The 18,667-nt window shown below is 71.7% G+C and carries 18 protein-coding genes, 1 tRNA gene and 1 riboswitch; of the genes, 8 read left to right on the top strand and 11 right to left on the bottom strand.

All coding sequences use genetic code 11. The annotated features are described in order from the left end of the window. Positions 1-33: 33 nt before the first annotated feature. On the top strand, positions 34-1,131 hold the full coding sequence (locus ACN27A_RS22495; RefSeq protein ID WP_421456641.1) for a hypothetical protein: 1,098 nt from the start codon (positions 34-36) through the stop codon (positions 1,129-1,131). A 7-nt stretch (positions 1,132-1,138) separates the two neighbouring features. On the opposite strand, the gene ACN27A_RS22490 is transcribed toward ACN27A_RS22495, so the two are convergent. Continuing rightward, positions 1,139-1,915 carry a DUF4253 domain-containing protein gene (locus ACN27A_RS22490; protein ID WP_421456639.1) on the bottom strand — a complete coding sequence of 259 codons (777 nt, stop codon included), beginning with the start codon at positions 1,913-1,915 and terminating at the stop codon, positions 1,139-1,141. A 265-nt stretch (positions 1,916-2,180) separates the two neighbouring features. Here ACN27A_RS22490 and ACN27A_RS22485 point away from each other — a divergent pair, with 265 nt between their 5' ends. Beyond that, positions 2,181-2,696, top strand: a complete 516-nt coding sequence (locus ACN27A_RS22485; RefSeq protein ID WP_421456637.1) for a nucleotidyltransferase domain-containing protein — start codon at positions 2,181-2,183, stop codon at positions 2,694-2,696. Between the two features lie 215 nt (positions 2,697-2,911). On the opposite strand, the gene ACN27A_RS22480 is transcribed toward ACN27A_RS22485, so the two are convergent. From ACN27A_RS22480 to ACN27A_RS22465, 4 genes are all read right to left on the bottom strand, one after another. Then, the gene (locus ACN27A_RS22480) at positions 2,912-3,622 is read right to left on the bottom strand and encodes an SAM-dependent methyltransferase (RefSeq protein WP_421456635.1); all 711 of its coding nucleotides are present in this window, start codon (positions 3,620-3,622) and stop codon (positions 2,912-2,914) included. A 145-nt stretch (positions 3,623-3,767) separates the two neighbouring features. Then, the gene (locus ACN27A_RS22475) at positions 3,768-4,709 is read right to left on the bottom strand and encodes a hypothetical protein (protein ID WP_421456633.1); all 942 of its coding nucleotides are present in this window, start codon (positions 4,707-4,709) and stop codon (positions 3,768-3,770) included. Between the two features lie 516 nt (positions 4,710-5,225). Next, on the bottom strand, positions 5,226-5,381 hold the full coding sequence (locus tag ACN27A_RS22470; protein WP_357576994.1) for a hypothetical protein: 156 nt from the start codon (positions 5,379-5,381) through the stop codon (positions 5,226-5,228). A 93-nt stretch (positions 5,382-5,474) separates the two neighbouring features. After that, a complete protein-coding gene (locus tag ACN27A_RS22465; protein ID WP_421456631.1) occupies positions 5,475-5,624 on the bottom strand; it encodes a hypothetical protein in 150 nt (49 codons plus the stop codon). 419 nt (positions 5,625-6,043) lie between these two features. Here ACN27A_RS22465 and ACN27A_RS22460 point away from each other — a divergent pair, with 419 nt between their 5' ends. Continuing rightward, positions 6,044-6,592 (top strand): DUF1062 domain-containing protein, encoded by a 549-nt coding sequence (locus ACN27A_RS22460; RefSeq protein WP_421456629.1) that lies wholly within the window; start codon positions 6,044-6,046, stop codon positions 6,590-6,592. A 569-nt stretch (positions 6,593-7,161) separates the two neighbouring features. Then, positions 7,162-7,890 carry an LPXTG cell wall anchor domain-containing protein gene (locus tag ACN27A_RS22455; protein WP_421456627.1) on the top strand — a complete coding sequence of 243 codons (729 nt, stop codon included), beginning with the start codon at positions 7,162-7,164 and terminating at the stop codon, positions 7,888-7,890. Positions 7,891-7,990: 100 nt separating this feature from the next. On the opposite strand, the gene ACN27A_RS22450 is transcribed toward ACN27A_RS22455, so the two are convergent. Further along, a tRNA-Gly gene (locus ACN27A_RS22450) sits at positions 7,991-8,064 on the bottom strand. A 359-nt stretch (positions 8,065-8,423) separates the two neighbouring features. On the opposite strand from ACN27A_RS22450, the gene ACN27A_RS22445 reads away from it, so the two are divergent. After that, positions 8,424-9,410 (top strand): zinc metalloprotease, encoded by a 987-nt coding sequence (locus ACN27A_RS22445; RefSeq protein WP_151454352.1) that lies wholly within the window; start codon positions 8,424-8,426, stop codon positions 9,408-9,410. Between the two features lie 140 nt (positions 9,411-9,550). Here the strand turns inward: ACN27A_RS22445 and ACN27A_RS22440 are convergent, their stop codons facing one another. Further along, positions 9,551-10,102, bottom strand: coding sequence for a pyridoxamine 5'-phosphate oxidase family protein (locus tag ACN27A_RS22440; protein ID WP_421456624.1), 552 nt, complete (start codon positions 10,100-10,102; stop codon positions 9,551-9,553). A 78-nt stretch (positions 10,103-10,180) separates the two neighbouring features. On the opposite strand from ACN27A_RS22440, the gene dcd reads away from it, so the two are divergent. Next, positions 10,181-10,759: a dCTP deaminase gene (dcd, locus tag ACN27A_RS22435; RefSeq protein WP_121397319.1), complete on the top strand. Its 579-nt coding sequence runs from the start codon at positions 10,181-10,183 to the stop codon at positions 10,757-10,759. 83 nt (positions 10,760-10,842) lie between these two features. Here the strand turns inward: dcd and ACN27A_RS22430 are convergent, their stop codons facing one another. Further along, positions 10,843-11,883, bottom strand: a complete 1,041-nt coding sequence (locus tag ACN27A_RS22430) for an NlpC/P60 family protein (RefSeq protein ID WP_421456623.1) — start codon at positions 11,881-11,883, stop codon at positions 10,843-10,845. A gap of 12 nt (positions 11,884-11,895) precedes the next feature. Continuing rightward, positions 11,896-12,030, bottom strand: a riboswitch (cyclic di-AMP (ydaO/yuaA leader). Between the two features lie 238 nt (positions 12,031-12,268). Here ACN27A_RS22430 and ACN27A_RS22425 point away from each other — a divergent pair. Continuing rightward, complete coding sequence (locus tag ACN27A_RS22425) at positions 12,269-14,293, top strand: N-acetylmuramoyl-L-alanine amidase (protein WP_421456621.1); 2,025 nt, start codon at positions 12,269-12,271, stop codon at positions 14,291-14,293. 63 nt (positions 14,294-14,356) lie between these two features. On the opposite strand, the gene ACN27A_RS22420 is transcribed toward ACN27A_RS22425, so the two are convergent. The 3 genes from ACN27A_RS22420 to ACN27A_RS22410 form a co-directional block, all read right to left on the bottom strand. Next, positions 14,357-15,355, bottom strand: coding sequence for an NlpC/P60 family protein (locus ACN27A_RS22420; protein ID WP_421456619.1), 999 nt, complete (start codon positions 15,353-15,355; stop codon positions 14,357-14,359). Positions 15,356-15,499: 144 nt separating this feature from the next. Beyond that, a complete protein-coding gene (locus tag ACN27A_RS22415; RefSeq protein WP_421456617.1) occupies positions 15,500-16,543 on the bottom strand; it encodes a hemolysin family protein in 1,044 nt (347 codons plus the stop codon). Further along, positions 16,536-17,849, bottom strand: a complete 1,314-nt coding sequence (locus tag ACN27A_RS22410) for a hemolysin family protein (RefSeq protein WP_421458564.1) — start codon at positions 17,847-17,849, stop codon at positions 16,536-16,538. The genes ACN27A_RS22415 and ACN27A_RS22410 overlap by 8 nt, the downstream gene beginning before the upstream one ends. 123 nt (positions 17,850-17,972) lie before the next feature. Here ACN27A_RS22410 and ACN27A_RS22405 point away from each other — a divergent pair, with 123 nt between their 5' ends. Then, positions 17,973-18,650: a GOLPH3/VPS74 family protein gene (locus ACN27A_RS22405; RefSeq protein WP_421456616.1), complete on the top strand. Its 678-nt coding sequence runs from the start codon at positions 17,973-17,975 to the stop codon at positions 18,648-18,650. Positions 18,651-18,667: the final 17 nt, after the last annotated feature.

Here is an 18,667-nt window from a genome sequence, read left to right as displayed (position 1 = left end):
GCCCGCCGGTGCGTACCGATCGGAAGGACAGTCATGCCGACGACCGGCGACCCGCTCGCCCGCCGCTACCGGCGGCTGCTGTTCTGCCACCCCCGCGCCTACCGGCGGGCCCGGGCCGACGAGATGGTCGGGGTCCTGCTGGACGCGGCGCCGCCGGACCGCACCCGGCCGACGCCGCGCGAGGCCGCCAACCTGATCCGGCACGGCCTGCGCTGCCGGCTGGGACGACCGGCCAGCCGCACGGTCGGCGTCTGGGCCACCCTCACCGCCGTCATCTGCGGCCTGTTCACCGCCGCCCTCGCCACCCGGGCCGCCTGGGAGACATCCGCGCCGCAGCCCGACCGGGCCGAGACCGCCGTCGTCTTCGCCGCCGTGCTGCCCGGTCACGACCTCGGCGACGTCGACCTGGCGCCGGCCTTCTTCACCTTCTACAGCCAGCCGCTCACCGTCCGGGCGCTGGACAACCTGCTGCTCGGGGACGGCGGCGAATACCAGCAGAGCGCCGTCGTGGCCGGCGCGGCCGGCACACCCCCGATGCCCGCCGGCGAGACGCTCGCCCTGGCGCAGCGGCGCCTGCGCGAGACCGGCTGGCAGGTGTACGCGCCGGAGGTCCGCAGCAACCCGGGCTGTGTCGACAAGACGTGCGTCCAGGTCGTCACGATCACCGACACCACCGTGCTCGCCCGGCGCGGCGACACGGTCCTCCAGCTCCAGGTGGCCGACCCGCCCTCGCCCGACGGCAGCAACCTGTCGCTGGCGCTGAGCCGGACGGCCCCGCCGGCCGTGCTGCCGGCCGGCGTCGCCGGTGGCCTCCTGGGAGCGGCCCTCGGCTGGCTGGTCTTCGGCTGGGCCAGCCGGCGCACCGAGGCGGGACATCCCGCCCGGGGAGCGGTCAGCGTCCTGCTCGCGATGACACTGTTCCTCTGGTGGACGCCCGTACTGCTGACCGTCCCGGGCCTGCTCCGGCATCACCGCGCCGAGCCGCACCCGACGTGGCACCCGCTGTGGGAGTGGCTGGGTCAGCCGGCAGGCTCGCTGCTGTTCGTGGTGGGCGCGGCGAGCGCGCTGCTGGGGCTGGCGCTGGCCGCCGTACCCCGGCGCAGCCCGCAGCCGACGGCCGCCGTCGGCTGAGCCGTCGTCAGTCCCACCAGAACGACCAGGAGTGCAGGCCGAGGAGCTGCTCGGCGTAGGCGGTCAAGGTTCCGGCACCCTGCCAGACGTTGTCCGGGCAGAAGGCGAAGTGCTCGGCCGCGACCGCCAGGGCGTGCCCGGTCGACGTCGGTGGCGCGGCGACGCTGAGATCCAGGGTGGCGAACCCGACGCCGACCACCCGTACCCCGAACCGGTCCTCCCAGCTTCGTAGCACCGCCGAGATCTCCCCGGCGTCGCCGGTGTGGTTCGCCGGGCCGTACCAGCCCATCACCGCGAGCGTGTCCGCGCTGCGGGTAGCCGGCACGAGCCCGAGACGCGTCCGCCCGTCCACGAGGAACTCCGCGCACTCGTCGGCGAGTTGGGCGGGCGGTTCCGTCGGGTCGCCAGGCAGGGCGAGGCCGGGCCAGTCCCGGCCGAACGGGGCCGTGACGTCCGACGTGCCGTCCTCGCCGGTCGTCGCACAGTCGGCCCACCACCGGGCCAGCACCTTCGCCACGTCGTGCTGCTCCGGCGACGACATGTCGGCCGGAGACACCTCGCCGTCGGCCCACGGGCGGTTCTCGTCGCTCGACAACCCGCTCAGCAGCAGCGGCCACAGCCCGGACTCCGGATGCCGCGACCGCGTCCGCGCCCACAGTCCCGGGTCGGCCGGGGCGTCGCTCAGCCAGTACGGCGGCGGTCCACCGTCCTCCGGCTCGACGGTGCGGCCGGGCGGCAGTGCCGCTGGCGGTAGCGAACTCAGTAACCGGGAGAGGTCCGTCATCACGGCGGGAGCGTAGGCGGCCCGTACGACCAATCCTGGCCCGCCCGCGACGCCCCGGGCCGACGGGGCCTCGAACCGCTCGTCGTGCCGCGGCAGCGTGCCTGGTCGCCGTCGATGCCCGGCGTGAACGCGGCGCGTGAACGCCTGGCATGTCATCGGGGTGTGCCGCCGCGCGCTGGGCCCCCGGCAGCGATCTCGCCGCCCGTCCGGCCGGCCGGTGGATTTCGGTGGCCGAGCCCTGCCCACAGGGGCTAGAACGGTGGTCGTGACCGCCGACATGAACGCCGAAGAGGTCCACGCCGTCCTGGCCGCTCTCACCGCCGCCGGGTGCCGGGCCTGGATCGGCGGCGGCTGGGGCGTCGACGCGCTCGTCGGACACCAGACCCGCGCGCACCGCGACCTGGACCTGGCCATCGCCGCCGAGCAGGAGGCCGTGGCGCTGAGGGCTCTCGGCCGGCTCGGCTACGTCGTCGAGACCGACTGGCGGCCGGTCCGCGTCGAGGTCGTCGCCGACGGGCGGGGGCGGGTCGACCTGCATCCGCTGACGTTCGACGAGGCCGGCGACGGCCACCAGGCCGGCCTCGACGGCGGGAGCTTCCGCTGGCCGAAGGGCTGCTTCACCACCGGCGCCATCGCCGGTCGCCGGGTCGACTGCATCTCGGTCACCCAGCAACTGCTGTTCCACAGCGGCTACGAACCGCGCGACGTGGACCGCGCCGACCTTGCCTGGCTGCACCGCCTCGCCGCGCGCCTAGCCCCCGGCGACGAGCGGAGACCGTGAGCCGGCGGCCCCTTGCGGACCTGGGCTTCGCCGGACCGTCCGGACTGGTCCACCGGCGGCCCTACCTGCCCGGGCCCCGTCGTCGGGCTGGCCGGTACGGCTTAGCCCGGCCGCCGCCCCACGCCCGAGGAACATCCACGCTGCCCAGCGGCCCAGCGGCCCAGCGGTCAGGCGGTCAGGCGGCCCAGCGGCCCGGCGGTCAGGCGGTCAGGCGGTCAGGCCGGTGTCAGGATCAGCCAGCCGAAGCCGACGACGTCGCGGTAGCCGGTGAGGTATTCGACGCGCCGCTCGTCGGCGAACGCGCGCGCCTCCGGCGTGCCGAGGCGCTCGATGCCCGCGCGCCAGTCGGACTCGAAGTCGTCCCACTCGGCGAGGGTGGACACGGCGACGTGCAGCGGTCGGAACCCGGCGTCCACGGCGAGTTGGGCCAGGCCAGCCAGATCGGGCAGGTCGCCGAAGATCTCACGGACCTGCGCGCCGGGGCTGGCCTGGTAGAAGCCGTCAGCGAACAGCAGCCTGCCGCCGGGCAGGGTGAGCCGGTGCAGCGCGGCGAGGGCCCGCGCGGCGTCGCCCCAGATCTGGCCGGCCCCGACATTGACGACGAGGTGGGCGGGCCGGTCCCAGGTGGCCGCGTCCGCGCCGTGGAACGTGACCCGCTCAGCGGCTCCCCGTTCCGTCGCGCGTCGCCGGGCCCGTTCACAGTCGTCGGCGTGGCGTTCCACGCCGTCGCCGGCGATGCCGTGAACCTCGCACAGCCGCAGGAGCAGCTCACCGTTGCCGCAGCCCAGGTCCAGGGCCCGCCAGCCCGGCCCGGTGGGGGTCAGCCGCCGGGCCAGGTCCGCCACCCGCTCCTCGCCGAGCGGCGAGTTGAAGGTCAGGTTGGCCGCGGCGGCGGCCAGGTAGGTACTGCGATCCTGGCTGTTCACCGGCACACGGTACGACAGTGTGCCCGTGACCGAGGGGCGTCGCAAATCGACGGTCGGGGCTCCCGTCCTGGTCGGCAAACGCCCACCGGGGACGCCGAAGGGCCCGGAACCGCAGTGGCTCCGGGCCCTCGCGCGGCGACCGGGTTCAGCTGGCCGTGATGGTGAACGAGGTGGTGTCGTCCGCCGGGGTCGCGTCGGTCAGGCTGGTGACGTAGTCCGAACGGAACGTGTACGAGCCCGTGCCCAGTTCGCCCGCCGGGGTGCCGGCCGGCGCGGTGAGGATGACGTCGAAGGTGCGTGCCTCGCCCGGAACGAACCGGCCGCCCGGCACCCTGAACCAGTCCCAGGAACTCGGCATGTCCTGCGGCTCGATGTGGTCCACCACGACGCCGGCCGGCAGGTCGGCGATGACGTTCAGCCCGAACGAGGGCGCGTCGTTGCCGTACCGGACCGTCAGCGGCATGCGGCCCAGGAGGCTCCCGTCGGACAGCCGGTCGAGCCTGACCGCGTTCGCGCTCAGCGAGACGTCGGTCTGGGTCGCCTGCACGTACGGCCGCGGCTTGGTGATCTTGCCCTTCGTGGAGCGGAAGAGGGTCGTGAACGAGGCGCTCTGGACCGGGTCCTGATCGCCGTTCGGCACCACGCCGATCCAGCTGTCGTCGACGATCATCGGGTAGTCCCGGAGAGTCGTCCGGACATGGAACCGGACGCTGTGCGCCCGACTGGCGCCGGGCGCCAGTTCGCCGCTCCCACTGCCGCAGTTCAGGACGGTGCGGACGCCGACCGCACCCGTATACACGCAGGCGTCCTCGGGATAGACGTCGCCCTCCGCGGCTCCGGCCGGTTCGAGAAAGGACAGGCTGTAGGAGCTGGCGGTCGGGCTGTTGTTCGTGACCGTGGCGTTGAGCGTGCCGACGTAGCCCTGCTCGGTCGGCTCCAGGATCAACTGCTGCGCCGAGATGGACAGCGTGCCGGTGCTGGACTTCCGCGGCGCGGCTGCGGCCGGGGCCGTGGTGCCGACCAAGGCTACGGCCAAGCCGACCGCAACCGCGGCGACGCGGCGTCCGGTGGACAGAGTGATGGACATGCTGGAACGCACCTTCCCCCGTGGTTCATCACGCGCCGTAGTGGACGCGTGCTGGATGAGCAACATAGCCAGGCCGGCTCCGGCCACGCTGCCCCCGTGGGGCAAAACGGGCGTACGCGACCCCCGCCGCCGTTCCACCCTGCCTACCGCCCCTCCACCGTCCTGGCCGTGGCCGGATCGGGTGGCGGCGACGAAGCAGAGGCCGGACGCGCCCTGTGGACGCCCGGTCTGGTTGAGTCCGGCGTCGTGGCCGTCCGCTGGTGCGGGGCACGGCTGGCTCAGCGCCTACGATCGTGCCCGTGGAGGGTCTGGGAGCCCTCGGCGCGGTGCTCTGCGGCGCGCTGAGTTGCCTGTTCGTCTGCCTGATGCTCTGCGCCGTCGCTGCGGCCTGGGCAGCTTGGCCCACGCGCCGGTAGTGGTCACTGCCGCCTCGGCCCGCCACGGACGCGGAAGCGGAACTGATGCCGCAATGGCCGCAAGGCGGCAACCTAGCGCCTTGCTGCTGCCGGACCTCGGTCAGTTGTACAGCCAGAAGGCAGCACAGCCGTAACAGAGCGCCAGTAGCACGACCGAGGTGAGCAGCAGCACGAGCAGCGTGGACAGCTCGGTGCGCGCCGCCGGCGGAGACGGCTCCAGCGGGCGAACCGACCTCGGCGGCTCGGAGTCGGGCACGGCGCGATCATGTCAGACCCGGAGAGGGCCGAGGAGCGTCCGCGCGTTCGCGGTGGCCGGTCTGGTCGTGTCTCTGTGCCCGCCCGTGACCGCTCAGTCCTCTCTGCCGTCGGACAGTCCATGTACGGCAAATCCAGCCAGACCCAGGAAGAAGAAGATGACCATGTAGATCGGCAGCGTCGGGCTGTCAGCCGGGTGAGGAACGCGAGGCAGCCATGGGGCCTGAGGGTCTTTGTCGATCACGCCGTGAGTATCGAGGACGCTGGCGGGGGGAGCTAGCGGATCTTCTCGCCGGGCAGTCGTGGACCGTCCGATGCCGACCGGAGGTCGCCGGTGCCGGCAATGCCCGGGCTGACGGCGGCGGACCGCTGATAGGACATCTCCCGCAGGCGGATCGCGCTTCGAGCCGGAAAACCGTTTGAGCCCTACTTCCGCGTTCCCGTAGGTTGCCGATGCCCCGTCGCAGCGAGGACAGAGGACAACCGCGTGACCCCGCCCGCTCTTTAGACCTGACGCCTTCTTCCGCGCATCTGCAGGCCGACCCTCTCGTCGGTTCTGTCGGGCTGCCCGCGTGCGCCCGTTCATGCAGCGTTTGAGGCCGCGCGTAATCGGCCTCGTGTCAGGTCTTCAGAGAGATCGTCATGTCTTCACAACCTCATATTGTGCTGCCCTGGATCGTTCGCCGGACCAGGCTTCCTCTGCTGTCGTTGCGGTGCGTGGACTGCCGGTCGGAGTCGGCCACCACCGGCGAGGGCAGGTTCCGCGTCAACGCCAACGGCAAGTTGCTGGACGTGTGGCTGCTGGTCCGTTGCGTGTCCTGCAATCGGACGAGCAAACTCACCGTGCACGAGCGAGCGTCGGTCAGATCCCTCGACCCGGCGTTACTCGACGGCTATCACGCCAACGATCCGGAACTCGTGGCGGCCACGCTGCTGGATCCCCTGCTCGCCCGGCGCAACCGTTACACCCTGGACTGGCAGGGGGCCTGGCAGCTGGACACCCCGCCGGCACAGGTCGACAAGGCGTGGCCCCTGCAGGTGGAGGTCGACTTCCAGGATCCGGTGCCGGTCCGCCCGGAGCGGCTCATCGCGCAAGGGCTCCGCCTCAGCAGAAACGAGGTACTGCGCCGGATCAAATGTGACATTTCCCTGCGTCGTCCGACGAGCACCGGGTTCACTTTTGTCGTGATGATGAGGAACTCTATGAACTGAGTTGCACTCCCAGCGGTGCGAGTCACGGCCGCTACCACGCCACATTCGCGTACAGGGGAATCAGAAGTGGGGACATGGGCCGACTCACCCACGTCCCCACTTCTGGCAGCATCCGTTCGTCGCCGTCCATCGCATCCTGGCGGCCACCGGCAACTTCATCGGTGCTGCTATCGGCTCCGCCGCCGCGACCACGCTCTGGTCCGCAGGCGGCTGGACAGCGGTCACGATCGCGGGAGCGGTGCTCTGCTGCTTCGCGCTCACCGTGTGGGCGCTGGGACGTCGGGGCCCACTCGTGATCGCTCCGTTGCCGGCGGGCACTTCCAGGAACTGACCGCCGTTGACCCTCGGCTCCCGCTCGAACGGGAACGCAACGCACGGCGGGAACTATCTGGCGCTGGTCGTACAGGCGCTCATTGCACAGTCCAGGATGTCAGCCGTCCTCGGGCGTCGAGGCCTCATCCGATCGGAAGCCCTGGGGCACCATCGACGACATCAATCCCTTCTTGCTTTTCCGCCCACTGACGGTAATATCTCCATGTTTTGGCCTGAAGCGGGGGAGGAAGACCCACTTGAAATGGAAGATACCGGCCGGCGCCCTAATGGCGCTGGCCTTTCTGATTCCGGCGGCGCCGGCGGTGGCTCAAACCGAATCGCCCGGTCTGAACGAGGCTTGCCAGACGGTCGAGCGCAAGGTGTACAAGGATATCCGCGAGCTTGTCACCATCGACCTCGATACCGCCACCGATGTAGAGGTGCGGGTCTTGGCCAACCAGATCCTGGCCGCAGCTAACGCCGATTCGTTGCCCGTTCTGCCTCGGGTGATGCAGGAACGGCTGGACGGCACCGCAGATGATCTGCGTGCATTCCTCAAGGCGGACGTGCAGAACGCCTGGTCAACGAGTCTGCGGATCACGGTGGTCCGGACGTTGACGGGCACTGGTGCCAACGTGAGGGCGGCCGCGCAGAAGGTGCTCGACGACGGGTCCGTCGATGCCTACCTGGCTTACCTGAACAACGGCCTGTACGCCGCACGTGCGATTGACTGCGCGCCTCAGCCCACACCGACAGCAACGGCTCAGCCCACACCGGCACCGAGCGCCACGCCCAGTGCCACGACGACCGTTGCACCGACCCCTGCCCCCTCCTCCAGCCTGGGCGCCCCCGGCGGCGAGGGCGGTGGGCTGCCCGTGACCGGTGCCGACACCGCGACCGTGGCCGGCATTGGCGGTGCGCTCCTGCTCCTCGGCGGCGCTGGCTACCTGATCGGCCGCCGACGCCGTTCCCGCTTCGCGGCATAGCTCGCTCGACGCGCCCAGCTCGATGCTTCGTCGGGTTGGGCGCGCAGGAAAACGTCGAAGGCCCTGGTCGGGATCTGCATCCTGACCAGGGCCTTCGTGCTGGAGCGGGTGACGGGAATCGAACCCGCACTGTCAGCTTGGGAAGCTGATGTTCTGCCATTGAACTACACCCGCAGGCGGCACCACTGTACCTGAGTCGTCACGACGCTGCACCCAGGTACCCCTCCGACACCACCCGGTGCCGCGATCTTGGCAGCCAACGGCCCCCACAGGGGCCTGAACTCGCCAAGATCGCGCCGCGCCACCGCCCGCCACGCCGCACCACCAGCCGCACCGCTACCCCAGTCACGCCAGGGCGGCGAGTCGTGTCCCGCGTCGAGCAACGTCGATGCGCGCCCAGCCGCTGCCAGGAAAATTTCCACCGCGGCAACATATGGCCATTCTCAAATCAATCGATGGGTTGTAACGTCTGCCCAACGTTCCAGTCACGGCGTGACATACCCCCTGTCGCGCCGCCAGAAAGAGGTGGGCCCATGGGACTCCGTCCCAACCTGCTGACCCGGCGTACGGCCGGCGTCGCGTCGACGACCCTCGCGCTGCTGCTCAGCACCGCCGCCGTGGGTGTCGTACCGGCCGCTTCGGCCTTCTCCGCCGCCCCGACCGAGGTCTGCGTCGAGCCGGCCGACGTCCACTCGGACGCCCGCGTCAAGCCGGGCAGCGGCGCCAAGCACGAGCCGAACGAGCTGACCCTCGCGGAGACCCGCGAGCGCGAGGCCGACATGGCCGCCGCGCTGCGTGAGCGGGCCCGGTTCCGTACCGGCGCCGGCGCCTCCACGATGGCCGCCGCCGTCACCATCCCGGTGGTGGTGCACGTGATCCAGGAGAACAGCACCCGGGCCGGCGGCAACATCCCCGACTCGATGGTCAACTCGCAGATCAACGTGCTGAACCAGTCGTTCAGCGGGGCGACCGGCGGCGCGTCCACCGCGTTCAGCTTCCAGCTCCAGAAGATCAACCGGGTGACGAACCCGTCCTGGTACCCGATCGTGCAGGGCTCCTCGGCGGAGCGGTCGATGAAGACCTCGCTGCGTACGGGCGGCAAGAACACCCTCAACATCTACCTGGGCGAGCTGAGCAACGGCCTGCTCGGCTGGGCGACCTTCCCGACCCGCAACCTCAACAGCATGGACGGCGTCGTCGTGCTGAGCGAGTCGCTGCCGGGCGGCACCGCCACCAACTACAACCAGGGCGACACGGGCACCCACGAGGTCGGCCACTGGCTGAACCTCTACCACACCTTCCAGGGCGGCTGCTCCGGCTCGGGCGACAGCGTCAGCGACACCGCTGCCGAGGCGTCGCCGGCCTCCGGCTGCCCGACCGGGCGGAACACCTGCACCGCCCCCGGCGTCGACCCGATCACCAACTTCATGGACTACAGCTACGACTCCTGCATGTACCAGTTCACCGCCGGGCAGGCCAGCCGCATGCTGACCGCCTGGAACGCGTACCGCGCGGCGTAGTCACGCCGTACGACTCGACCGGTGCCGGCCTCGCTCGACGGGGCCGGCACCGGCGTCTGTGCGGCCGGGCACGCGGGGGTCGGGCGGTGGTCACGGTGCGGTGCCCCGGAGGGGGACGGCCCGGGGCGCCGCACCGCGTCTCAGGCGGCGGGGCGGGCGGCGTGGTCGCCGACGCGCCCCGACCGGGTTTCGGGCACCAGCGCGGTGCCGGCGGCGGCCGCATGGGGGTCGAGCCACACCTGGACGGCGGGCCGGCCGTGCCACTCGCTGGCGCCGCCCGCGACGCCGGACTCGCGGCGGGCCAGCATCGCCACGTCGACGGTGAACTCGAAGACCCGCCAGTCGACCTGCGGCGCGGCCCGGTGGCTGCGGGCCAGCCGGGCCACCCGCGCCGGGTCGGTCACCGGCCGGGCGTGGCCGGCGACGTAGGCTTCGTCGTCGCTCTCCTCGGGCGGGAACGAATGCAGCGCGTAGCGGCCGTCGCGCTCCAGGTCGCGCCGCTTGGGCGAGTCGACGACGAAGCAGAAGAGCCCCTCGTCGGTGATCACCGGGGAGACCGGGTGCACCCGGGGACCGCCGTCGGCGCGGACGGTGGCCAGGTAGCCGAAGCCCGGCCCGTACTGCTGCATGAGGAGGCGGATCCCGTCGGCGAGGCGGGGCTCGTCGGCGGCGAATTCGGACCAGGAAGCCATGCCGGCATTCTATCGAACAATTGTACGAAGATGCACTCCGACACGCAGGTCACGCGTGTCGGTCGCTAAGGTGTGCGGATGCTGCTCTCCGACCGCGACCTGGCCTCCGAGATCGAGGCGGGAACGCTCGCGCTGGAGCCGTTCGAGCCCGCGCTGGTGCAACCGTCCAGCATCGACGTACGCCTGGACAAGCTCTTCCGGGTCTTCAACAACCACCTCTACACCCACATCGACCCCGCGCAGCAGCAGGACGACCTCACGTCGATGGTCGAGGTGCCGGAGGGCGAGCCGTACGTGCTGCATCCGGGCGAGTTCGTGCTCGCCTCGACGCTGGAGGTGATCACGCTCGGCGACCAGCTCGCCGGCCGGCTGGAGGGGAAGAGCTCACTGGGCCGACTGGGCCTGCTCACCCACTCCACGGCGGGCTTCATCGACCCGGGCTTCTCCGGTCACGTGACCCTCGAACTGTCCAACGTGGCCAACCTGCCGATCACCCTCTGGCCGGGCATGAAGATCGGCCAGCTCTGCATCTTCCGGCTCTCGTCGCCGGCGCAGCACCCGTACGGCTCGGCCGTCTACGGCTCGCGCTACCAGGGACAGCGCGGCCCGACCCCGAGCCGCTCCTGGCAGCACTGGCGCACCTGGCCCACCCGCTGACCCGGCCGCTGACCCGGCCGCTGCGCGTCAGGAAGGGCACCTTCCTCTACCGAAGGCGTTAGGAAGGTGCCCTTCCTGACACCTCAGCCGGGGCGGCCGTAGCTGTGGATCGGGCCGTCGTCGACCTTCTTCATCTTGATCGGCACCCCGGCGCGGGAGGCGTGCACCACCCAGCCCCCGCCGACGTACATGCCGACGTGGTGCAGGTCGCTGTAGTAGAAGACGAGGTCGCCCGGGCGCAGCTCGCCCCGGCTCACGGACGCGGTGGCCCGCCGCTGCTGTGCGGCGTTGTGTGGCAGCGACACCCCCGCCTTCGCCCAGGCGGCGAGCATCAGGCCGGAGCAGTCGTACGAGTTCGGCCCCTCGGCGCCCCAGACGTAGGGCTTGCCGATCTGCGCACAGGCGAACTTCACGGCGGTGCCGGCCGGGCCGCCGGGATAGCCGGCCGGGCAGGGGGCGGGACGCAGCGGCCCGCCGCCGCCGTTGCCGTAGACCCGCAGCCGCAGCTTCTGCAACCGGTCGATCTCGGCGTTGATCTGCTTCTTCTTCGCCGCGAGCTGGGCCTCGGTGCGGCCGAGCTGGACGACCATCTCGTCCAGCGGCGCCTTCTTGGCGGCCAGCCGGTCGCGCAGCTCGGCGACCTGCCGCACGTCCTGCTGCTGGTGCTGGGCGAACTGGTCGAGCAGTTCGAGCTGCCCGATCATCTCGCTCGGTGAACGGCTGCCCAGCAGGGCGTTGACGGCGGAGACGTTTTCGCCCTTGTAGGCGCGGGCCGCCAGCGCGCCGACCTTCTCCATCGCCTGGTCGACCTGCTTCTCCAGCGGCCCGATCTGCGCGGCGAGCGCGTCGGCCTGCTTCCGCCTGGCAGCCAGGTCCTGGCGGGTGGCGTTGTGCCGTTCGATGACCGGTTCGAGCTTGTTCCAGTCCTCGTCGATCTGCCGCTCGATCTCGGCGACCGTCGGTTCGGCGTGGGCCGCCGCGGCGCCGCCGGTCAGGACGACGGCGAACGCGGCCAGGGCGGCGAGGGCGGTGGTGCAGCGGTACCAGCGTGGGCGCGGCGCAGCCGTCACCGGGTCGGCGAGGGCCGACCGGGCCGACGGTGGCCGCGGGGCATGGTGTGCCACCGGGCTCAGTGCTCCTTCTTCCGTACCGCCTACCGGGTTAGCTGACGGGTTCGGGCGGGAAGGGGCGCCCTACCGCAGGGACTGCGGATTCACCCCGGGGAACCTGGGTCCCCGGCTCGCTCGGGAGCGACTCGGCGGTGTCGGACCGTCACCGCCCTGGTTGGACGGAATGTCACCGGCCGACGAAGGACCAGAGTAGAGACGACCGTTATCGATCCGCAACCCTACGGGCGGTGACACTCCGTACCCACCCGGGTCGGGCGGATCCGCAACCCGGGCGACGAAGATTTTCTTCCTTCTGAAGTGTCTGACGGAAAGGTATTGACCAGAGGCGGCGGGCGGGGCGAAGGTGACCCCACCTTTGCCCGTCCGAACTGGGGGTCTGATGCACCTGTCAGCGACATCGAGGAGCAGACGCGTCCTGCTGGCCGCCGCCGTGGCCGCCGCCATGGCGGCGACGCCGCTCACCGCCGCCGGGTCCGCCGCCGCGGCGGCGCCGGTGACCGACCGGCAGCAGCAGTACGCCGCCGCGGCCGCCGAGTACGGCGTACCGGAGAGCGTCCTGCTCGGGGTCTCCTACCTGCAGTCCCGCTGGGACACCAACGCCGGCACGCCGAGCACCAGCGGCGGCTACGGACCGATGCACCTCACCGACGCCGAGCACGTCGCCGCCCTCGCCGGCGGCACGCACCACGACGAGGGCACCGAGGACCCGCGCGGCGACGACTCCCGCCCGTCCCTGGCCGAGGCCCACGAGCCGCCGGCCGCGTCGCCTCCCGCCGAGGCCGCGCTGCGGACCGTCGACGCCGCCGCCGGGCTGACCGGCGCCAGCGAGGAGTCGCTGCGGACGGACGTCACGGCGAACATCCGGGGCGGCGCGGCGCTGCTGGCCGCGTACCAGAAGGAGATCGGCGCCCCGGTCGGCGCCGACACCGACCCGGCGGCCTGGTACGGCGCGGTGGCCCGGTACTCCGGCGCGGACAGCGCCGACGCCGCGGCGGCCTTCGCCAACGAGGTGTACGCCACCATCGCCACGGGCGACAGCCGGGTGACCGACGACGGGCAGCGGGTCACGCTGGCCGGCCGGGCGGTCCAGCCGAACCGCTCCTGGCTGGACCGGCTGCGCCTGCGCAAGCTCGCCCGGCCGGACGGGCTGGAGTGCCCGGACGACATCTCCTGCGAGTGGATCCCGGCGCCGTACGAGAACTACGGCCCCACCCTGGGCGACTACGGCAACCACGACCTGGGCAACCGTCCCACCCAGCAAAAGATCGAGTACATCGTCATCCACGACACCGAGGGCTACTTCGGTCCCAGCGTCAACCTGGTCAAGGACCCGAAGCGGGTGGGTTGGCACTACACCCTGCGCTCGGTGGACGGGCACATCGCCCAGCACATCAAGACCAAGAACGTCGGCTGGCACGCCGGCAACTGGTACGTGAACGCCAAGTCCATCGGCCTCGAACACGAGGGCTTCGCCGGGCACGGCACCTGGTACACCGAGGCGATGTACCGCACCTCCGCCAAGCTGGTCCGCCACCTGGCGCGGGCGTACAACATCCCGCTGGACCGCAACCACATCATCGGGCACGACAACGTCCCCGGCACCGTCGCCGCGAACGTGCGTGGCATGCACTGGGACCCGGGACCGTACTGGAACTGGTCGCACTACTTCGACCTGCTCAAGGCGCCGTTCAAGTCGACCGGCACGCACCGGACCGGGCTGGTCACCATCGACCCGGACTTCGCCACCAACCAGCCGCCGTTCACCGGCTGCAACCGGCAGCCTCCGGGCGTGCCGAACCCGCCCCCGGCGACGGCCCCCTGCCCGCTGCGCGGCTCCTCCGCGCTGTTCCTGCACAACGCGCCGAGCCACGACGCGCCGCTGGTCAACGACATCGCGCTGCGGCCCGACGGCACCCCGAACACCACGTACGTCTCCGACCACGGCGCCCGCGTCTCGGCCGGCCAGACGTACGCGCTGGCCGAGGTGCAGGGCGACTGGACCGCGATCTGGTACCTCGGCCAGAAGGGGTGGTTCCACAACCCTGCCGCCAAGCCGACGGCGAAGTGGACCGTCGGGTTCGTGGTGACCCCGAAGACCGGTAAGGCCACCATCCCGGTGTACGGCCGGGCCTACCCGGAGCAGGCCGCGTACCCGGAGGGCGTGCCGTACCAGGCGATCTCGCCGTTGCAGTACACCCTCTCGGCCGGCCAGCGGTACGCCGTCGGCAACCTGCTCCCCGGCGAGTACTACCGGGCCACCACGTTCGACGGGTCCGCCCCCCACGACCAGACGGTCGTCCGGGGCGACAACAGGTACGTGCAGGTCCAGTTCGGCCACCGGATCATGTACGTCAACCTGGACGACGTGAACCTGGTGCCGTCCCCGCTGGGCGCGCCGCGCTGACCGCACCCGCACGAAGAAGGCCCCCGGTCCGACCGGGGGCCTTCTCTCGTTGCGCGAAGCTGATCAGCCGGGCCTGCGGAACCCTGCCACCGGCATCGTGTTGATGCTGGAGACGTTGACCGGCTTGCCGGCCCGGGGCGCGTGCACCATCTTGTCGTTGCCGAGGTAGAGGCCGACGTGACTCAGGTCGGCCTTGAAGAAGACCAGGTCACCCGGGCGCGCCTCGGAGCGCGGGATGGCCTTGCCCTCGTTCCACTGCGCACCCGTGAAGTGCGTCAGGTGGATCCCCGCCGCCTTGTAGGCGTACTGGGTGAGGCCGGAGCAGTCGAACGAGTTCGGGCCGGTGGCACCCCAGACGTACGGGTCGCCGACCTGCGCGCAGGCGGTGCGGATCGCGGTGCGGGCCGCCTCGCTGACCACGCCGTTGATGGTCGGGCACTTCTCCGTCTTGACGGTCGTCACCGGCATCGACGCCTCGAGCTTCTTGATGTCGGCGTCGATCTGCTTCTTCTTCGCCGCCAGGTCGTTCTGCTGCTTGGTCTGCGACACGATCAGCGTGTCGAGCTTCTGCTTCTCCGTGTCGTACTTCTGGCGGACCCGGGTCACACCCTCGAGCTGCTTGCGCTCCTGGGCGGCCAGCCGGTCCAGCAGCGTCAGCTGCTCGGTCAGCGTGTCGGGCTTGGCGCTGACCAGCAGCGCGCCGATGTCGTGGGACGGGCCGGAGATGTAGTAACGGGAGGCGAGGTCGCCGACCCGGTCCATCGCCAGCTCGCTCTCCAGCGCCAACGGCTGGATCTTCTTCTGCAGGTCCTCCGACTTCTTGCGGTTGACCTTCAGCTGCGCCCGCACCTTGTTGTACTGCTCGATGGTGGGCTCGAGCTGCTCCCACTTCTGGTCGATCGCGGCCTCGATCTCGTCGACCGAGGGCTCGGCGTGGGCGGGCGCGGCCAGCATGCCGGCGCCGACCGCTGCCGCGGCGACCAGGGTGAGCAGACGGTGGGCGACCCTGCGCAGGCCACCCGGACGAGCAGACCGTCCCGGTGCGTGACGATGAGGGGGCATGGTTGCCACCGGCACCGACTCCTTTTGCAACCCGGCCGCTTGGCGCCTCGCGCGAGGGAAGAGGGGCGAGACAGACGACCCACAGCGGCCGGTGCCCAACATTAGGGAAGGCCGGCAGCGGAATCAAGGCGATCGAGGGCCACTTCACGCCTGCGCAACCGCTTGCGTACCAAGGGTGTCGGCCCGCCTGCCGACGATGGCGGTCAATACGTCGTCGAGCGTGACCACCCCGAGGGGGCGGCGACCGTCGCTGACCAGCACCATGTGCCGCCGCTCCCGGCGCATCGACAGCAACAGGTCGGCGAGCGTACGGTCCGGCGGCACCACCGCCAACGGCCGGTAGACGTCCGCCGGCACAGGGGCCCGCCGGCTCGCGCCCGCGTACCCGAGCACGTCCTTGACGTGCACGAAGCCGAGCACCCGGCGGGTGTGCCGCTGCACCACCGGGAAGCGGGACCGCCCCGTCAGGGTGGCCAGCACCTCCAGCGAGGCGGGCGAGACGTCCTCGGCCACCGTGGTCACCGTGGACCACGGTTGCAGGGCGTCGGCGGCCGTCCGGCTGTGCAGGGCGAGCGCGCCCGTGATCCGGGCGTGCTCCTCCGCGTCCAGCAGCCCCTCCGTACGCGCCTGCGACACCAGCCCGGCCAGCTCCTCGGCGGTGAAGACCGTCTTCACGGCCTCGGCCGCCTCGACCCGCCACAGTCCCAGCACCCGGCGCGACGCCCACTTCATCGCCACCAGCAGCGGCTTGGTGGCCAGGCAGAACGCCAGCATCGCCGGCCCCAGCCAGAGCGCCGACGGCTCCGGCCCGGCCAGGGTGATGTTCTTCGGCACCATCTCGCCGACCACGGTGTGCAGGAAGACCACCACCCCGAGGGCGAGCACGAAGGCCACCGGGTGGACCACCCCCTCCGGCAGCCGCGCCGCGTGGAACGCCGGCTCCAGCAGGTGCGCGAGGGCGGGCTCGGCGATCGCGCCCAGCCCCAGCGAGCAGATGGTGATGCCGAGCTGCGCCCCGGCGATCATCAGCGGGATCTGGTTCATCGCCGACAACGCCCAGCGGGCCCGCTTCGAGCCGCCCGCCAACGGCTCGACCACCGTGCGCCGGGACGCGATCAGCGCGAACTCGCTGCCCACGAAGAACGCGTTGCCGAGCAGCAGCGCGACGGTGACCAGCAGCTCAGGCATCGCCGTCCGGCTCCTCCGGACGGAGCACCCGGACCTGCTCGATCCGGTGCCGCTCGACCTCCACGACGGTGAACTCGAAGCCCGACTCGTCGACCGTCTCGCCCGCGAGCGGGATGTGCCCCAGCCGGGCCATCAGGAACCCGGCGAGCGTCTCGTACGGCCCCTCGGGCAGCCGGAAGCCGGTCTGCTCCGCCAGCTCGTCGGAGCGCAGCACCCCGTCGACGAGGACCGTCCGCTCCCCGCCCGGCACCCTCAGCCCGACCGCGCCGACGTCGTCCACCGCGGCCGGGTCGAACTCGTCGGCGATCTCCCCGACCAGCTCCTCCACGAGGTCCTCCGTGGTGACCACGCCGTCGGTGCCGCCGTACTCGTCGACGACGATGGCGAGGTCGGCACCCGCGCTGCCGAGCGCGGCCAGTACCCCGTCGAGGTCCAGACTCTCCGGCACGTACACCGGCTCGCGGGCCACCGACCCGACCGTGGTCGAGCCGCGCAGGGCCAGCGGCACGCCCAGCGCGTCCGGCACCCCGGCGACGCCGGTCACCAGGTCGAGGGTCTCCTCGTACACCGGGAACCGGGTCCGCCCGGTCCGGCGGGACAGCGCCAGCAGCTCCGCCACGGTGGCGGTGGCCCGCAGCGCGACCACGTCGACCCGCGGGGTCATCGCCTCGGCGGCCCGCTTGTCGCCGAACCGGATGGTCCGGCGCAGCAGCATGGCGGTGTCGGGCGGCAGCGCCCCGGCCCGCGCCGAGATGGCCGCCAGCAGCCCCAGCTCCTCCGGCGAACGGGCGCTGGCCAGCTCCTCCTGCGGCTCCACGCCCAGCAGCCGGACCAGGCGGTTCGCCGAGTCGTTCAGCGCCCGGATCAGCCAGCCGAAGGCGCGGGAGAAGGCGCGCATCGGGCCGGCGGTCGCGAGGGCGGTGGGCATCGGCCGGGCCAGCGCGAGGTTCTTCGGCACCAGTTCGCCGAAGAGCATGGAGAGCAGGGTGGCCAGGGCCAGGGCGAGGAACGGGGTGAACCGGCCGGCGGCGTCCCCGGCGACCGGCCGCAGCAGCGGGGTGAAGAGGCGGGCCAGGGCGGGCTCGGCCAGGTAGCCCGTGAGCAGCGCCGTGAGGGTGATGCCGAGCTGCGCCCCGGAGAGTTGGAAGGAGAGCTCGCGCAGCGCCCGGCGTACGGTCGCGGCCCGGCCGTCGCCCGCGGTCGCCCGCCGCTCGATCTCGGGGCGGTCCACCGTGACCAGGGCGAACTCGGCCGCGACGAAGAACGCGTTGCCGCCGGTCAGCAGCACGAAGCCGACCAGGGGCAGCAGCGTGGTCAGCAGCAGGCCATCGATGGTCGTCTCACCTCGGCGAGATTCTCGCACGGGCGGCGGCCCCGGTCACGGGCGGAAGATCTGCCGGGCTCGCCGGCCCCGGCTACCGTCGGGTGCATGGCCCCGTTCACGCTCGCCCACGAACTCGCCCTGCTCGGCTACGACGACGCGGGCGTCAACCAGCTCGGCCGCCCCACGCTCGACTACGGCCTGGCCGGCGCCCTGCTGCTGGAGCTGACGCTCGCCGGTCGGGTCGAGATCGCCGACGACCGGCTCGTGGTGACCGACCCGACCCCCGTCGGGCAGCGGCAGCTCGACGACGCGCTGACCCGGATCGCCGCCGACGACAAGCGGCGCAAGCCGAAGGACTGGATCAGCCGGCTCGCCAAGGACCTGCCCGAGCAGGTGCTGGACGGGCTGGTCACCGCCGGCGTGCTGCGCCGCGACTCGGACAAGGTGCTGTGGGTCTTTCCGCGTACCCGCTATCCGTCCACCACCGGCGCGGAGCCGGCGGTGGAGACGCAGGCCCGGCAGCGGATGGTCGCCGCAGTGGCCGCGGACGGCCCGGTGGACGGGCGGACGGCCGCCCTCATCGGCCTCGCCCGGGCCGTCGGCCTGGACCGCAAGCTCTTCGCGGAGCTGCCGAAGGAGCACGTCAAGCGCCGGCTGACCGAGATCGCCGCCGGTGACTGGGCGTCCGCCGCCACGAGGAAGGCCATCGAGGAGATCCAGGCGGTCATCCTGATCGCGACCACCACGGCCGTCACCACCACCGTCATCACCTCGGGCTCCTGAGCGACGACGGCGGCGGC

Source organism: Micromonospora sp. WMMD737, assembly GCF_049179055.1.
Lineage (GTDB): Bacteria > Actinomycetota > Actinomycetes > Mycobacteriales > Micromonosporaceae > Micromonospora > Micromonospora reichwaldensis.
This window is presented reverse-complemented; position numbering and strand designations above follow the sequence as displayed.

Bases quoted from the DNA above. Each gene is read 5' to 3' on its own strand.
- dcd (WP_121397319.1), top strand. From the start codon at position 10,181: ATGCTGCTCTCCGACCGCGACCTGGCCTCCGAGATCGAGGCGGGAACG.
- ACN27A_RS22425 (WP_421456621.1), top strand. From the start codon at position 12,269: ATGCACCTGTCAGCGACATCGAGGAGCAGACGCGTCCTGCTGGCCGCC.
- ACN27A_RS22415 (WP_421456617.1), bottom strand. From the start codon at position 16,543: ATGCCTGAGCTGCTGGTCACCGTCGCGCTGCTGCTCGGCAACGCGTTC.
- ACN27A_RS22495 (WP_421456641.1), top strand. From the start codon at position 34: ATGCCGACGACCGGCGACCCGCTCGCCCGCCGCTACCGGCGGCTGCTG.
- ACN27A_RS22420 (WP_421456619.1), bottom strand. From the start codon at position 15,355: ATGCCCCCTCATCGTCACGCACCGGGACGGTCTGCTCGTCCGGGTGGC.
- ACN27A_RS22475 (WP_421456633.1), bottom strand. From the start codon at position 4,709: ATGTCCATCACTCTGTCCACCGGACGCCGCGTCGCCGCGGTTGCGGTC.
- ACN27A_RS22440 (WP_421456624.1), bottom strand. From the start codon at position 10,102: ATGGCTTCCTGGTCCGAATTCGCCGCCGACGAGCCCCGCCTCGCCGAC.
- ACN27A_RS22405 (WP_421456616.1), top strand. From the start codon at position 17,973: ATGGCCCCGTTCACGCTCGCCCACGAACTCGCCCTGCTCGGCTACGAC.
- ACN27A_RS22490 (WP_421456639.1), bottom strand. From the start codon at position 1,915: ATGACGGACCTCTCCCGGTTACTGAGTTCGCTACCGCCAGCGGCACTG.
- ACN27A_RS22445 (WP_151454352.1), top strand. From the start codon at position 8,424: ATGGGACTCCGTCCCAACCTGCTGACCCGGCGTACGGCCGGCGTCGCG.